Origin of the sequence: Veillonella parvula DSM 2008 (assembly GCF_000024945.1) — a bacterium.
GTDB classification, from domain to species: Bacteria; Bacillota; Negativicutes; order Veillonellales; family Veillonellaceae; genus Veillonella; species Veillonella parvula.
The window spans coordinates 1,618,032-1,633,995 of the sequence record NC_013520.1; the positions used below are offsets into that span (position 1 = coordinate 1,618,032).

The following is a 15,964-nucleotide window of genomic DNA, read 5'->3' on the forward strand; positions in this document are numbered from 1 at the left end:
TATCACTCATAGCGATTATCGAGCATTGGCAATGCCCGCAAATACCTTACCACGTTCTCCATCGATAGTCACTTCTTGACCTTCGAGGAGCACTTCGTGGGCATTTTTAGCGCCTAAGATAACAGGAATACCATACGTAATGCCCGCGATAGCACTGTCCGATGTATAACCATCTTCCACTGCGATGATACCGCCAGCGCGTTTGGCAATGGCCATCAATTCAGGCTCCATTGTACCTACCACGAGGACATCGCCGTCTTTGAAGCTTTCATAATTGCCCTTATGATTAGCAGCAATATACACATTACCTGTAACGGATTTACGTAATATACCATTACCAGACAAGAGTACTCGACCTGCAATGTGAACGCGAATCATATTGGTCGTACCTGTTGCACCAGATGGTACCCCAGCGGTAACAACTACGAGGTCACCAGACTCGATGGCGCCAGTGCCGAGAGCACCGGTAATAGCTTGTTTAACCATTTCATCGGAGTTGATGATTTCATGTCCCTTGATAGCCTCTACACCCCAGCATAATTGCATGCGACGGATAGTTTCCTCGTGAGGTGTGACAGCGATGATTTTACAATCTGGACGATGACGAGCCACACTAAGTGCGGTGTGACCAGATTCAGTACATGTCAAAATAGCTGTGGCCCCGAGGTTTTGAGCTACGCGCACGCTAGCCAAGCATACAGCGCTTGTGGTAGTCATTTCTTCATCCTCACGAGCGCGACTATAACTATCGTAAATAGCAGCCTTCTCCGTTACCTCTGCAATACGAGTCATGGTCGCAACAGCTTCTACAGGATAGGAACCATTGGCTGTTTCACCAGACAACATAATCGCATCAGTACCATCCAAAATGGCGTTGGCTACGTCACTTGCTTCCGCACGTGTAGGACGTGGGTTTTGAATCATAGACTCGAGCATTTGTGTCGCCGTAATAACGGGTTTCCCCAAGTCATTACATTTTTCAATCATCATCTTTTGAAGTACTGGCACCTCTTCTGCAGGAATTTCTACGCCGAGATCGCCACGAGCAACCATGAGACCGTCAGCTACTTCCAAGATTTCATCAATATTTTTAACGCCTTCTGCATTTTCAATTTTTGCGATAATCTTGATATCTTTTTTCTCAGACTCAAGAATACGGCGAATAGCTACAATGTCTTTACCGCGTTGCATAAAGGATGCGGCCACAAAGTCTACCCCTTGTTGACAACCAAAGCGCAAGTCTGCTTCATCCTGTTCAGATACGGGTGGCAAGCTTAGGGCTACGCCTGGTACGGCTACACGCTTGCGGTTACCGATTTCCCCGCTGTTTTGAACAGTTGTAACGATATTATTACCTTCGATAGCATCAATAATAAGTGTTACAAGCCCATCAGCCAAGAGGACTTTATCCCCTACGGACACATCGCCTGTAAGACCTTTGTAGTTCACGGAGCTAAGCTCTTTTGTACCTTCCACATCATCTGTAGTCAACGTAAATTGTTGACCGGCTTCGAGAAATACCTTGCCCTTTTTAAATAGACCAAGACGTACCTCTGGACCTTTTGTATCGAGCATTAATGCGATTGGTTTATTCACAATCATCGCCGCATCGCGCACCATTTGCATGCGTTCTGCTTGCTCTTCATGGGATCCGTGGGAAAAGTTAAAACGAGCTACGTTCATGCCCGCCCGCATCATATCTTCTAAGATGCCAAATTTATCCGTTCCTGGACCTACAGTACATACAATTTTTGTACGTTTCATAATCCCTCCTATGAAAGCAATCCCTAGATAGGATAGTTCATTTCTTATTATATCAATGTTGGTGAAAGCTATCTGTGCCTCACGCAACATATGTTTCTCTACACCATTTATATACTTATTGTATCAAGTATATGCTTATTACATGTTGCACCTATATATGCTCATTACATGTCACACATACTTGCGTTAACTTTATATGTTTACTGCACCTCTACGGAGCCTTCGCCTAGAATAGCTTCAATAGCCTTGATGGATTCATCACTAGGGTCAAAGCACATATTTGGTGGTAAATTAATCCGTTTTCGTTGACGGTGTAAGTATAGCGATGTTGGCACGGAGCCAGCAGTGCTAGTCAACACGCGTTTTAAGACTTCGCTATTTTCTGGTGTATCATATTGGCTATAAATGTGGATTGCCACCTGTTTTGCCTGACTATAGTTTACCTTTAATGGCGTAATACGATCTGCAATGATTTGCACACCCTTTTCATCCGCATCAACTCGACCTTTTACCTTAACAATCATATCGACCGCAAGGAATTGTTGACTTTGACTAAAGACCTTAGGGAATGCCACTACATTAGCCGCACCAGAATAATCTTCGATGCGAAGAATGGACATAACCTCATTGCGCTTTGTCATGCGGTCCGATTTATTTTCGATAAGACCGCCAAAGGTAATGGTTTGACCATCGTATTGCTCTGGATTTTCTGCGAGAGCGCCCAGTTCAAAGAGACCTTCTAATTCCTTCGCATAACCTTGCAATGGATGACCTGTAATATAAAAGCCAGTGTATTCCTTTTCATCCTTTAATTTATCGTCTTCCGATAAATCCTCCACATTAGGAACAGGGATAAAATCGACAGCTTCTTCCATATCGCCAAAGAGGTTCATAGTGCCCATAGCGGCATCCTTTTGCTCTTTAGCACCAACGGCTTGTGCGCTTTCATACATGTGCAACAATTGGTTACGATTTTCCTTGAAGCCATCCATAGAGCCGCAGCGAATGAGACTTTCAAGAAGTCGTTTATTAACAACCTTATTGTCCACCCGTTTGCAGAAGTCCACGATATCCGTATAGAGACCATGCTCATTGCGCTCACGAATCAAGCGATCGATAGCATTATCCCCTACGTTCTTGATACCGCCAAGACCAAAGCGAATAGCGTCGTCTTGTACGGCAAAGCTGCGTTCAGAATAATTAATATCTGGGCCTAGAACCTTAACATTATGCTTCTTACAGGAGTTGATGTAATACGTCAACTTTTGCATGTTTTGCATAAAGCTCGTCATGGTAGCCGCCATAAATTCAGGGAAATAGTGGGCTTTCAAGTACGCTGTTTGGTACGCGATATACGCATACGCCGCACTATGTGATTTATTAAAGCCGTAGCCGGCGAAGTATACGAGCAAATCAAATACTTCATTCGCCACGGATTCATCAATACCGTTTTTAACGGAGCCTTGAATAAAGGACTCCCGCTGCGCCTTTAGAACAGATTCCTTTTTCTTACCCATGGCACGGCGCATCAAATCCGCTTGACCAAGGGAGAATCCCCCCATGGCGGAGGCAATCTGCATAACCTGTTCTTGGTATAAGATTACACCAAAGGTATCTTTTAAAATCGGTTCTAAAATTGGATGTAAATAGGTAACCTCTTTTTTACCGTGACGGCGGTCAATAAAGTCCGCCACCATCCCAGAGCCTAGTGGGCCTGGACGATACAAGGCTACCAATGGAATTAAGTCTTCAAAATGCTCAGGCTTAAGGTCCATAACAAGCTTCGTAATACCTTCCGATTCGAGCTGGAATACACCAGAAGTGTCGCCCTTTGTGAGGAGGTCGCAAGCCGCCTTATCATCGAGCGGGATAGCATCTAAGTCGAGGTCGATACCACGGTTAGCCTTAATGAGCTTTAAGGCATCCCCCATAACCGTCAAGGTACGGAGACCCAAGAAATCCATCTTTAAGAGGCCTAACTCCTCGATATTGTCCTTATCGTACTGCGTTACAAAGCCTTCATCGTTGGCATTTTGTACCGGTACATGGTCATCTAAAGGATCTGCAGAAATTACAACGCCCGCCGCATGAGTGGACGAATTTCGCGCTATGCCTTCTAGCTTTTTACCAAAATCAAATAACTCTTTAACATTTGGATCGGCTTCGTATAAAGCTTTTAACTCTTTGCCTTGTAGAGCCTTATCTAAGGTAATCCCCAGTTCGTTGGGAATCATCTTAGCGATGCGGTTTACTTCGGCTAGTGGTAAGTCGAGCACGCGACCTACGTCACGAATTACAGCACGCGCTGCCTCTGTACCGAACGTAATAATCTGGGATACACGAGCTTGACCGTATTTTCTCGTCACATATTCGATGGCTTGACCACGCTTTTCATAGCAGAAGTCAATATCAATATCGGGCATGCTTACCCGTTCTGGATTCAAGAATCGTTCAAAGAGCAAATCGTATTTTAGTGGATCGAGACCTGTAATACCTAAAAGGTACGCTACTACAGAACCTGCCGCAGAACCACGGCCTGGTCCTACTAAGATATCGTGCTCACGGGCATACCGCACATAATCCCACACGATGAGGAAGTAATCCTCAAAACCCATCGTACCGATAACATCTAACTCGTAGTCGAGACGCTTTTGTAACTCTTCAGACGTTTCACCATAAAGGCGTGGAATTTCTCGTTCACAAACCTTACGTAAATACGTTTTAGACGTTTCCCCTTCGGGCACATCAAAGTGTGGCAAGTGATGTTCGTCGAAGTTGAATTCTACGTTACAGCGCTCAGCAATTTTTAAGGTGTTTTCAATGGCCCCCGGAATATGTCCAAATAGCTCTGCCATTTCATCCCCAGACTTGAGATAGAACTCATCATTCGGGAATTTTAAGCGGTCTACCTCAGCACGGCGACGACCTGTAGAAATACAAACCTTAATATCCTGAGCGTCTGCATCCTCTTTTAAAACATAATGGAAATCATTAGACGCTACGATGCCAAGACCGTATTCCTTGCTGAGCTTGATGAGCTCCTCTTGTGCCTTTGCTTCTTCTGGTAACCCGTGATTTTGGATTTCCAAGAAGAAATTATCTTTCCCGTACGTCTCAATATACCATTCGATGGAACGCTTCGCGCCCTCCATATTATCTTGCAAGATATACTGAGGGATTTCTCCTTGAATACAAGCACTGAGGGCAATAATCCCCTTGCTATATTGACGCAATAGATCGCGGTCTGCACGTGGGCGATATAACATACCTTCTGTAGATGCTTTCGATACGATTTTAACAAGATTACGATACCCTTCCATGGTCTCAGCCAAAAGGATAAGATGTTTTAGTCTTTCACGACTGCGACCTTCTGGACGATCGAATCGATTATTTTCCGTTACATATACTTCACAACCGATAATAGGCTTAACGCCTTGGGCCATACATTCTTTGTAAAAATAAATGGCTGCGTACATATTGCCGTGATCTGTAATGGCAAGGGCCGGCTGATTTAACTCCTTCGCACGACGTACCATGTCAGGCAAACGACTGATGCCGTCCAGCAAACTAAACTCTGTATGACTATGTAAATGTACAAATGGCTGCATGGTACACCTCCTTTAAGGGCGATGAGCAAAATACACGTTCAAGGACTTCTTACGAGCCTTCCAATCTGGCAAAAACTGTGCCACGAGATTGTGAAAGTTCTTGGAATGGTCTAAATATTTAAAATGAGCAAACTCATGAACCATAACGTACTCAATATACGCCTGTGGTCCCTCTAACAAACGGGTGTTCATCTTGACGAGCTGCTTTGCAGGCGTACAAGAGCCCCAACGACTCTTCATTCGCTGCTGTTTTATGATTGGCATAGGCACATCAATACCTTGCTTGTGAAAGCGCTGATACACGACCTTTGCCCAATGGACAAAGACCTTCTCCCCTAAATTACGCCAGTAACTCTGCATTAATTTATGTTTAGCTTCAAATGTCGTATCCTGAGGTACAACCATGGTAAGAATGGCTTTTCCGTCAAAGCCGATATGAGGCTTTCCATCCTGCTCAACTAAGCGCAACGTAACTGGAATGCCGAGGATGGATAAGCTTTCACCATTCACATACTGTAACGCATCAACGCGCTTAGCATTCAATGCATCAATCTTGTAACGAGCCCGCTCAATAAAGGGCATATTCTCGATGACAAACTTGTCCACTCTATAATCCGGCACATACGCATTCGCCGACACATGGATCACACCATCCTTTGTAATGCGCATATTCATGTTCTTCACACGCTTGATGGTTAACTCATATTCAATTCTGTCGCCATTATAGGTAATAGACCTAGTTGTTGAAGTATTCATACCTTTTATTTTATCATAAAACACTCATAAAATCGTAAAATTCTGGTAATTTTAATAGGAATTATTCGATATAAGCAACAATAAAAAAATAACAGATAGTTGCTTGGTAAAACTCAACTATCTGTTATTAAAAAAACAACATTATAATTACACATTAATTATTAATTTGTAGCATTCAAAATTTTAAAAGTATTATTTCTCCTTATTTACAATACTCATGCATTAATAATATCTAAGTGTAATTTCAAAGTTTTTCCATTACTTTATTACTATAAAACTTAATAAAATAAATACTCACTCAATATGCCCCTTCTAAAAGATATCTCTATAAGTAAATATTAAAATATCAAATTTTAATTATATTACTTTAAAAGTATATTATCTTGATGATTAATTATAGTTTGAAAGTTAGTTAATATTTTTTCATTATAATCAGTATTTAGATATTTAATATTCATATACCACTTATGATTATCGTCAGCACATAAATCAAATTTTAAAAATTTTATTTCTTTTAAGTTCAAATAGAACGTTGAAAAAGTAGCTGCATTAATATTAAATCTTAAGCTCTCTAAAAAAGCATTTAAACTAACAACCTCATCATTTGATGTATTAGGTAAAATTTGAACAATAGCTATATTATCTACTATACCAAGGATTTTTAAGCGTCTAGATAGTAAATTATATATTTCACTTTTGGAATAATCTATACCAAAACTTTGATTAGTAAATAACTCCTCTTCAGGCCATTCACTATAAACAAGAGACTCATAACTTAAATCATTTAGATTATCTAATTTTAAAATTCTCCCACTTTTCAAATTCAATCGATAATAACCTTCAGATGTATTTAGAATGAGGCTCTCATTACTATTCCAAACCTGAAAAATATGATATTTCTCGCCTATATAAATAAGGGTCTTTTCTATCCTATCATCAATAACATTAGTTAAATACCACTCAACGTTCTTACCATTCTGTACTTTCTGAATGACAAAAAAACTATCTTTAGCCAAAAAAACATCCGTGATTATCCCGCCATTAATATTTAACATAGATAAATCAAGATTAATTTTTTTACTTATATCTTGAGCATTATAAAAGTTTGCATTAGAACCATTGAGAACTACAACTACACCTTTATCTGGACGCCATACTTCATAATAAGATATAAATTTCAATCTCAATACATATGCCAAAGCCAATATACAAACTATAACAAAAAACCAAGTAAGATGTTTTCGACTATATCCCATTTACTCCACCTTATAAACAAGACCCTGATTATTTTCATAATCTTGGTCCAATAAATTTCCAACAGCAGCAGGAAGAATTGCCCCCCTTAATCGATCTAAAGTAGGATGACTTCCGCTCCCGTCAACTAAGGCATCGACAGAAACAGTTACACTATTATGACTCATCAATTGATAATCATCCGGATGACCAGGAATTCTATAAAATTGATAATTCTCACCTTTTTTTCTAAAACATATTCTGCATTTTTAAAGTTTCTATTAAATGCACTTTGGACAGCTTCAGCATTTAAATTTAAGTAATAGTATTTTATATCTGAAGATTTTTTAAATTCATATTTTTGATCTATATATATAGTTCCAAATCCATTAGGTGCTGCAATACTTACGCCACTACTATCTACTAACTTATCACCTTCATAACGGCCATAATTTCCTTCTTCAGCCCCTCCTTTCTCATACTTAATTATTATTGATACATGTCCTGTTATTCCAGAAGAATCTACTGCAACTATTACATCAACTGGTCGGCGTCCCTCATGAGCCTCTCCTAAATCATTCCATTTCGAGCCATACGAAGCCATTGTCGCTCCAACATTATAAGATTTTCCTATTATACTATTAAGAGTGCCCCCTAATACAGTACTCAACATTTGCACTTGGTCAGGATGCTCTCTTCCTACCTTATCAATAATTTTCTTAATAGCTAATTGATTAATCCCTGCCGCTACAGCACCAGAACCATTTGGATTACCTGCCAATTGCGCAGTAATCTCACCAATTGCAGCATGCAAAGCTACTTTCTCTGGACTGCCTTCTTTCCAATGATATTTATCACTTAAACGATGTACTTCTTCAAAAGCATTTTTAGCAAATAATCTAGCTAACTCTTGTCGTTCTTCAATTTTCTTTTTATCAAAAATCTTATCTAATTGATGCAATGTATTTTCGGTATTCGTATTAATCGTCTTAGTATCAATTTCTTTACCATCTACAGTTAGTATACCATCAGAGATAGCAGATTGAGTAGTAGAGCTTGCTTTACCTTTAGAGCCTACACCTAAGTTTGGAACTAGACCGATACTGTTATAAATTTTATCATAGCCTTTTTTATCATTGGTCTTCATCTCTTCGAGCTTCTTTTTACTACCATAATAATTGTAACCAATACCATTGTTGCTATATGTATACTCAGCTTCGTTTTGGATATCCTTCATCTCAAGAGATTTAGTAGTCAGTTTATTCTTAGCTTTTGGAGCATCACTTTTAATAACAGCCCCCTCTAATGTAGTCTTATTACCTACATTAATGTTGTAGCCCTCTTCTCCAGCATAAATGCCAGCTTGTTCTGTTACACTCTTCCATTTACTATCAATTCGACCTACACTAGCATTGATACTACCAGTTGGATCTTTGAAATTAGGTTTCGAGGATACAGAGAACCCAGCCGACTTACTATGTTCTTTAAAGTTATCTACATCTTGTAAGCTTTGAATATGTAAATTATGGCCTGTATCTACTTCAACTTTTTTACCAGATACAGTAGAACCAATAATATTTGTATCACGTTTTGCTTTAAGCTGTGCTAATTGAGCCGCTTTAATCTTAGTTGGTACATAACTTTCTTGATGAGTATCCCCATTTTGACGAGCCATATGACCGCTTGGCATTCAATGCATCAATCTTGTAACGAGCCCGCTCAATGGAGGACATATTTTCGATGACAAACTTGTCCACCACATAATCCGGCATATACCCATTCACCGACACATGGATCACACCATCCCATGTAATGCGCATGTTCATGTTCTTCACACGCTTGATGGTTAACTCATATTCAATTCTGTCGCCATTATAGGTAATAGACCTAGTTGTTGAAGTATTCATACCTTTTATTTTATCGTAAAACACTCATAAAAACGTAGAAATCTGTTGATTTTAATAGAATTGCTTAGATTTTAAGTAATAATGATTTTTTATTAGTTTGTAATATAAAAATGACACCTATACCAAGCCCTTGTAGGTGGTATAGGTGTCATTAAAATAATCTTTAATATCAAATTATTTATTAGTATAGAAAAGTCTTAATAAATACATCATAAGCTTGTCTTACGATGCATCAAAATCACCAAAATATTAAGCATATTATTTTACTTTAACGATAATAGAACGATTAGGATATCTCATCTTCTTATCTTTCAACCGATTATAAATATCCTGTTCCTCAGAAGTTAGGTCTGCCTTACTAGATAGAATATGTATGTGAATTGGTTTCTGTTCTTTTTCTAGCTCTTTTTTCTCTATCAAATAGTTGTTTAAAGTATATTTTTTATAATTTTCATCGGTTTCCTCATCAAATAAATAGTATATTTGATCTAAATTTAAATCAATTTTTAGAAAACCTGTTTTTCCATAACTATATAGATAGTTTAATTGTGATTCGTAAGAGTATCCATTATATTCTAATGTGGATCCAGTTCTATTATCCAATATATAATTTTCACCCTTGGAATATCCCAAAAAATAACGAGGTTCATATTTATATGAATTAGATTCACCAATATAGATTATTGAGCATACTGCTAAACTCAAAATACTTACTAAAATAATTAATATATATTTCATCTCTACTATGCTCTCACTTCAGCTTAAATAACAGTATCAATTTGAATTCCATATTTAAAAGGCTTTATAATTCCAGCTCTCTGTTCTAAATATGCAATATTAGCCGCAGCAATTAATGCATTCTCCTTAGATGCACCTTTCACTATAGACCACAACTTATTTATATACTCAGTAGAAAGCTCTGCCGGAGGAATAGGTCCGATTTTATTATCGTAATCAGGAAGCCATTCAAAATTATATATATCTTTTGCTTGCCCAACCACATGAACTTTATCTTCAGAAACTTTTGTCATTCTAACACCAAACTTTAATTTTCCGAATGCAGCTTTAGCATTAGTATTTGTCTCAATGGTAAAGTATTGTACTTTACTTTCACCAACCGACATATCAAAACTAAGTTTTTTCACTTCTGTAATAAATGAAGAGTGGTTACTTATTAATTCAGATGCCCCTGTACCTAGCGGAAAATATTGTTTCTCCCCATCTCCATGTAATGCATGTTTGTAAAAAGCCACAGCTACACTATAGTCAGGAGAGAATTTGCCAAATATAGAAGCTAACAAATCAGAACTTTTTCCAATCTGAGAGCCTTTAATTATTGACTTAGATAAAAAATTAAGGTCATCGTATTCTTGCTTATTTATTTCATCTAATATATCTCTATCCATAGCAGCATAAGCTTCTTCTAAAGAACTTTTTACACCAGATTCATCATTCCATTTAGTGGCATAAGATGTCACTGCTGCACCAGTATTTACTGATCCGCCAGTTACTTTATTAACCACACCACCTACAGCAGCACTCAACCATTGTACTAATGCTGGATCATGTTTAGCTACTTTCTTAATTTCACCAATCAACATCTCATTCGTCATAGTAGCTTTAAAACCACTACCCGGTGCATTACCAGCCATACGAGCTGCCAACTCACCTATTACACCATGAGCAATGGACTTAGCGACTTTGCCATCCTTAGTTGTTGGTTGCCAATTATGTAGTTGCTCAAATGCATTTTTAGAGAACAAACGAGCTAATTCTTGACGTTCTTCAATTTTCTTTTTATCAAAAATCTTATCTAATTGATGCAATGTATTTTCGGTATTCGTATTAATGGTCTTAGTATCAATTTCTTTACCATCTACAGTTAGTATACCATCAGAGATAGCAGATTGAGTAGTAGAGCTTGCTTTACCTTTAGAGCCTACACCTAAGTTTGGAACTAGACCGATATTGTTATAAATTTTATCATAGCCTTTTTTATCATTGGTCTTCATCTCTTCGAGTTTCTTTTTACTACCATAGTAGTTATAGCCAATACCATTGTTACTATATGTATATTCAGCTTCGTTTTGGATATCTTTCATCTCTAGAGATTTTGTAGTCAATTTATTCTTAGCTTTCGGAGCGTTACTTTTAATTAGAGCACCTTCTAATGTAGTACTGTTACCTACATTAATGTCATAGCCTTCTTCTCCAGCAAGAATACCAGCTTGTTGAGTTACGCTTTTCCATTTGCTATCAATTCGTCCTACACTAGCATTTATACTGCCAGTTGGATCTTTGAAATTAGGTTTCGAGGATACAGAGAATCCAGCGGACTTACTATGTTCTTTAAAGTTATCTACATCTTGCAAACTTTGAATATGTAAATCACGACCTGTATCTACTTCAACTTTTTTACCAGATACAGTAGAGCCAATAATATTCGTATCTCGTTTTGCTTTAAGTTGTGCTAGTTCAGCAGCTTTTATTTTTGTTGGCACATAGCTTTCTTGATGAGTATCTCCATTTTGTCGTGCCATATGAGCACTCGCATTAATATCGAGAAGTCCACCACCAGTTAAACTAATACTCGCGCCTGCACTCCAGCCAGAACTCTTATAGTCATTTTTCACATCTACTGTATTCTTACCAGCCTCTATATTAATATCGCTAGCGCTAGCCAAACTAATAGATTGAGCAGATACGCTTTCACCAGTAAGAGTAATACCATTTTTCTTAGCATCATGAGCCGTTAGATGAACATCGCCGTCACTAATAATAGTACCACCTTTATAAGTCGCAGTATCTACTGTTTGACCTTGTTTCTGTGATGTACTACCAATTGATACAGATAAATTAACAGCATCATCAATATTTTTAGGACCTCGTTTAGCTTTACCATTTACTTTTTCAACTTTACCAGTCACTGCATCTCGTATTTTAGCTCCATGTAAAGCACTATCTACAGCTTCATATCCATCTTGTAACTGTTTCCGAGCTTCATTAAGTTCAAGTGCTGCCAAACGTTTATCATCACGGCCACCAGCTTGTTTAATAGTTCGCGTTGCATTCGTTATACTATCAGCTATAGCACCACCTAATGCCACTGTTAAACCGGACTTTTTATAGCGATCATCATGTGTCATATGTTGTGTATCAGTATTACCATCAAGGGTCACTGCAGCGCCCTCAATTGTAGTACCGGTTTTACTTAATACATCGGCACTAGTAAGATGTACCATATCATTTGCCGTAATATTTACATTGCCCTTCGTACTAGCAATAGTATTACGTACGGTTTCCTCTTCACGATTGGTATCATCTATATTTCGTTTTTCTGTACCAATAGTAAATCCGATACCACTTCCCATTAAACCTGAAGTCTTATGACGATATGTACTCACTTCTTTCGTTACATTCTTATCCGCACCGAGTTCAACCTTGCCAGCTGCTGACACTTGAACGCCTTGTTCCCCCATCAGTTTAGCGGATTGTCCCGTCACATCATGACCAGATTTAATCGTAACTTCTTTACCACTCACAACAGAACCTGTTACAGCAGTCACTTGTGCCACACTGGTTGCATCTGTACGTTCCCGTTTAACTAAACTTTTCTTCTTGTCCTTATACACATGGTCAACAGTACTTGTAGCCGCTGCAGTATCAAGTTTTACATTCTTACCTTCCACCTGTGCCTTATCAACAGCCAGGATTTCACTACCACTAAGTGCTACATCAGCATTAGCAGCCACAGTTACATTGTTACCTTCCACACTGCTGCCTACAGAGGTTGCTTCATTCACTAAATCATGTGTTTCTGTAGTCTGAGAATGACCGCCACCGGATTTTCCTTTGTCATAGCGATGTTCCTCTAATTCATGATTCGCTGTCATAGACTGCATGTTTACCTGACGTCCAGCTACTAGAGCAACATCCTTATCGGAAGTCACTTTACCACCCTGCATAGCAACATCACGACCTGCTGTAACTACAGCATCGCCTTTCGCCGTAATTTGACCTTGATCTACAGCAGTTACCGTTTCACGACGGCTATTGGCACTGTTCCATACAACCTTACTATTGCTAGCTTCGTACTTGACGCCGTTATTGATAACATCACGATCTGCCGCCACGACAAGCTTTCCTTTTTCATCGGTTTGCTTAATCGTACCGCCCTCATTTATCACATCATTCTTAGCATATACAGTTGTACGGTCACGCCCTTCTATCGTGCCTTGTGTATTACGAACATCGGTATCCGCCACCACTGTTGTTGTGCGACCTTTAATCAGTCCGTTATCATTGTGTATCATATGACCATGTACAGTTATCGCATCATCCGCCACTATGCTACCGCGATTATGCATCGTACCCACTTGTAAATTAATCGATTGAGCCTGCATATTCGCTGCGCCCTCAACACGCTGTGTAGATGGTGCCAAATATAATGTCGGTACAAGTAAAGTTTCAGTCTTGCCATTTGGTAATACTACTGATTGACTAACAAGCATCACTACATCTTCTGTTAACTGTTGTTGTTCCGTTTCAGTTAATCCTTGTCCAAGTACCATAGACTTAGACTTCATTATAGTGAGGCCTGCATCCATCAACTTACGATACTGCTCCTCCTCTGTTAATCCCGCTTGTAGTCTACTTTTTCCTGTTTGACGTAAAATAGCCTGCATCACCAATTGTTGTTCGTAATAACCATCTCCTAATCGTTTTTGTGTACGCATAGGGTTGAGTTGTAAACGATTGATAACATAATCAGAGGATAAAAAGGTTCTTCGATTGGTAAAATTCGGATCTGTTTCCATCGCATAGGATGTGTTTGGATTGGTAGATAACTGACTCATAGACGTCAATACCGACGTATCTACCGTAGCACCTGTTGTGCTGTTCGCTATATTGCTACCATACACAGCTACCGGCACATCTATCGGTTGAACTACATCATTATGGTACTCTGCCTCGCGAATATTCGTAGAGTCCCAACCTTTTTGTTTATGGCGACTATAACCGGTAGCAGTTCCATTTTCACTAATATATTCTTTTCCTTTCGGATTAAGCGCTTCATAATGACCCATTTTACCAGTCAAAGTGCCCGCTGCACTAATTTGGCTAGCATCATTAGTCAGAACATCCGCTTCAATCTGTAAGTTACCACCCGAAATAATACGCCCTGGTTTAGAGGTATCTACTACTTCTTTTACTCGTGTACGGTCATATTCATATTTAGTCCAACTATCGTGATGCTCTCCATTAATAGATAATTGTAAATTTTCAGAAGAGTGAACTACAACCTTATCTTGTGGAATCGGATCATCGTGCCCATAAATGCGTTCCTCAGAAAGCTGGTACCGCTTGATACTACCTGCTGGTGCCACTTCATTTTTAACATGCTCCGTAGTTCCTGTAGTAGCCCGTTTCAACGTAACGCCACCATTTTTATTAGCAATGGATTTGGCGAGAATCACACCATGTTGACCAGCCTCAATAGTAGCATCCACATTAATTAATGTATCCATTTTACCGGATATAACGCCGTTAAAATCCATCGTCTTTCCAAGTTGTAGTACGCCTTCAGACTTCAGTACACTACCATTTGTATTCTGTATTGTATTAGTAGCTACTGCTAAATTATTACGTGCGATGAGTACCGGTGCATTTTTCGTAACAGCATTACCAGTTTGTGTAAAAAAGTCTGCCGAAATACGTGCCGAATCAGCATATAATTTAGCTTTACCGGCTTGTGTAAAACCTTTTGCTTTTATACTCATATCCGGCGACACCACAGTACCGCTATTTTGCACCTTACCATTACTATCAACAGTGATACTATTTTGCGCCGAAAGTATCCCTTTATTATTTACACCAAAGCCATCATTAGTACCTACTAAGTACATACTATTCGCATACATACCACCGATTTGAGATACATCCAGACCTACTTGCTCTGAGTTACCGGTCTTCGTAACATTAGTTACCTTACCACCACCATCGACAGATACTGTGTTTTTACCAGTTACAACATGGCTTTCATCAGCCCATACCTTTCCGTTGAGCTGTACCGCTTCCGCCAAAATATCTGTACGTGATGTACGCGATGTATCGAGCCCTTGTCCCGATACCGTCACAGTACCTTGTTTCACATCATATCCAGAAATTTTTCCATCAGTAATAATAGGATTACCTGTTGTTAATGTAGCTGCACTAGTATTAATAAATGTCCCATTATTAACAGCAATCCCATTTGGATTAGCAATGATAACATGTGCCTTACGCCCCGCTACCTCTAAGGCACCATTCATTGCAGTCGCACCCGTTCCAGTTACTTCATTTAAAATCGTCTTAGCTGCAGCACCTCTCAAGTTAGGATTACCCATCACATAGCCAGCTAGTTCTGTAGATACAGGTCTCCTTGAGTTATTTAGAATAACCCCTTTGTCATCTACATTAAACATATCATACTGATTGTGAGATAAGCCCTTAGCATTTGGTTTATTAATATTCACAATTGGAGTTCCATTACGAGCTTCATCCATATTAGGACCCATTGCACCTTTATTTGGTACAATAGATTGAGCTACTGCTAGCGGAATCCACAATCCGGAATTTGTCACTAATAGGGCTGCACACAATGCAGTCGCTGTATACTGTTTAATTTTCATTATTCTCTCCTTATAGTCTCTCATT

Annotated in this window: 7 protein-coding genes and 1 pseudogene; all 8 read right to left on the reverse strand. The window is 39.0% G+C overall.

The genetic code is table 11. From position 1 onward, the window contains the following. Window positions 1-15: 15 nt before the first annotated feature. The 8 genes and pseudogenes from pyk to VPAR_RS07170 all read right to left on the reverse strand — a co-directional run bounded on the left by pyk (window position 16) and on the right by VPAR_RS07170 (window position 15,939). Window positions 16-1,764, reverse strand: coding sequence for a pyruvate kinase (gene pyk, locus VPAR_RS07140; protein WP_012864720.1), 1,749 nt, complete (start codon window positions 1,762-1,764; stop codon window positions 16-18). Between the two features lie 200 nt (window positions 1,765-1,964). Then, complete coding sequence (locus VPAR_RS07145) at window positions 1,965-5,372, reverse strand: DNA polymerase III subunit alpha (RefSeq protein WP_012864721.1); 3,408 nt, start codon at window positions 5,370-5,372, stop codon at window positions 1,965-1,967. 12 nt (window positions 5,373-5,384) lie between these two features. Next, complete coding sequence (locus VPAR_RS07150) at window positions 5,385-6,152, reverse strand: M48 family metallopeptidase (RefSeq protein WP_042466809.1); 768 nt, start codon at window positions 6,150-6,152, stop codon at window positions 5,385-5,387. 338 nt (window positions 6,153-6,490) lie between these two features. Next, a complete protein-coding gene (locus tag VPAR_RS07155) occupies window positions 6,491-7,384 on the reverse strand; it encodes a hypothetical protein (protein ID WP_012864723.1) in 894 nt (297 codons plus the stop codon). Window positions 7,385-7,548: 164 nt separating this feature from the next. Beyond that, complete coding sequence (locus VPAR_RS07160; RefSeq protein WP_024060117.1) at window positions 7,549-9,036, reverse strand: hemagglutinin repeat-containing protein; 1,488 nt, start codon at window positions 9,034-9,036, stop codon at window positions 7,549-7,551. A gap of 4 nt (window positions 9,037-9,040) precedes the next feature. After that, window positions 9,041-9,292, reverse strand: a pseudogene (locus VPAR_RS09750) (M48 family metallopeptidase); the annotation flags it as partial. Window positions 9,293-9,526: 234 nt separating this feature from the next. Beyond that, window positions 9,527-10,006, reverse strand: a complete 480-nt coding sequence (locus VPAR_RS07165; RefSeq protein ID WP_012864726.1) for a hypothetical protein — start codon at window positions 10,004-10,006, stop codon at window positions 9,527-9,529. A 23-nt stretch (window positions 10,007-10,029) separates the two neighbouring features. Next, the gene (locus VPAR_RS07170) at window positions 10,030-15,939 is read right to left on the reverse strand and encodes a two-partner secretion domain-containing protein (protein WP_012864727.1); all 5,910 of its coding nucleotides are present in this window, start codon (window positions 15,937-15,939) and stop codon (window positions 10,030-10,032) included. Between the last annotated feature and the right edge of the window lie 25 nt (window positions 15,940-15,964).

Bases quoted from the DNA above. Each gene is read 5' to 3' on its own strand.
- pyk (WP_012864720.1), bottom strand. From the start codon at position 1,764: ATGAAACGTACAAAAATTGTATGTACTGTAGGTCCAGGAACGGATAAA.
- VPAR_RS07145 (WP_012864721.1), bottom strand. From the start codon at position 5,372: ATGCAGCCATTTGTACATTTACATAGTCATACAGAGTTTAGTTTGCTG.
- VPAR_RS07155 (WP_012864723.1), bottom strand. From the start codon at position 7,384: ATGGGATATAGTCGAAAACATCTTACTTGGTTTTTTGTTATAGTTTGT.
- VPAR_RS07160 (WP_024060117.1), bottom strand. From the start codon at position 9,036: ATGGCTCGTCAAAATGGGGATACTCATCAAGAAAGTTATGTACCAACT.
- VPAR_RS07165 (WP_012864726.1), bottom strand. From the start codon at position 10,006: ATGAAATATATATTAATTATTTTAGTAAGTATTTTGAGTTTAGCAGTA.
- VPAR_RS07170 (WP_012864727.1), bottom strand. From the start codon at position 15,939: ATGAAAATTAAACAGTATACAGCGACTGCATTGTGTGCAGCCCTATTA.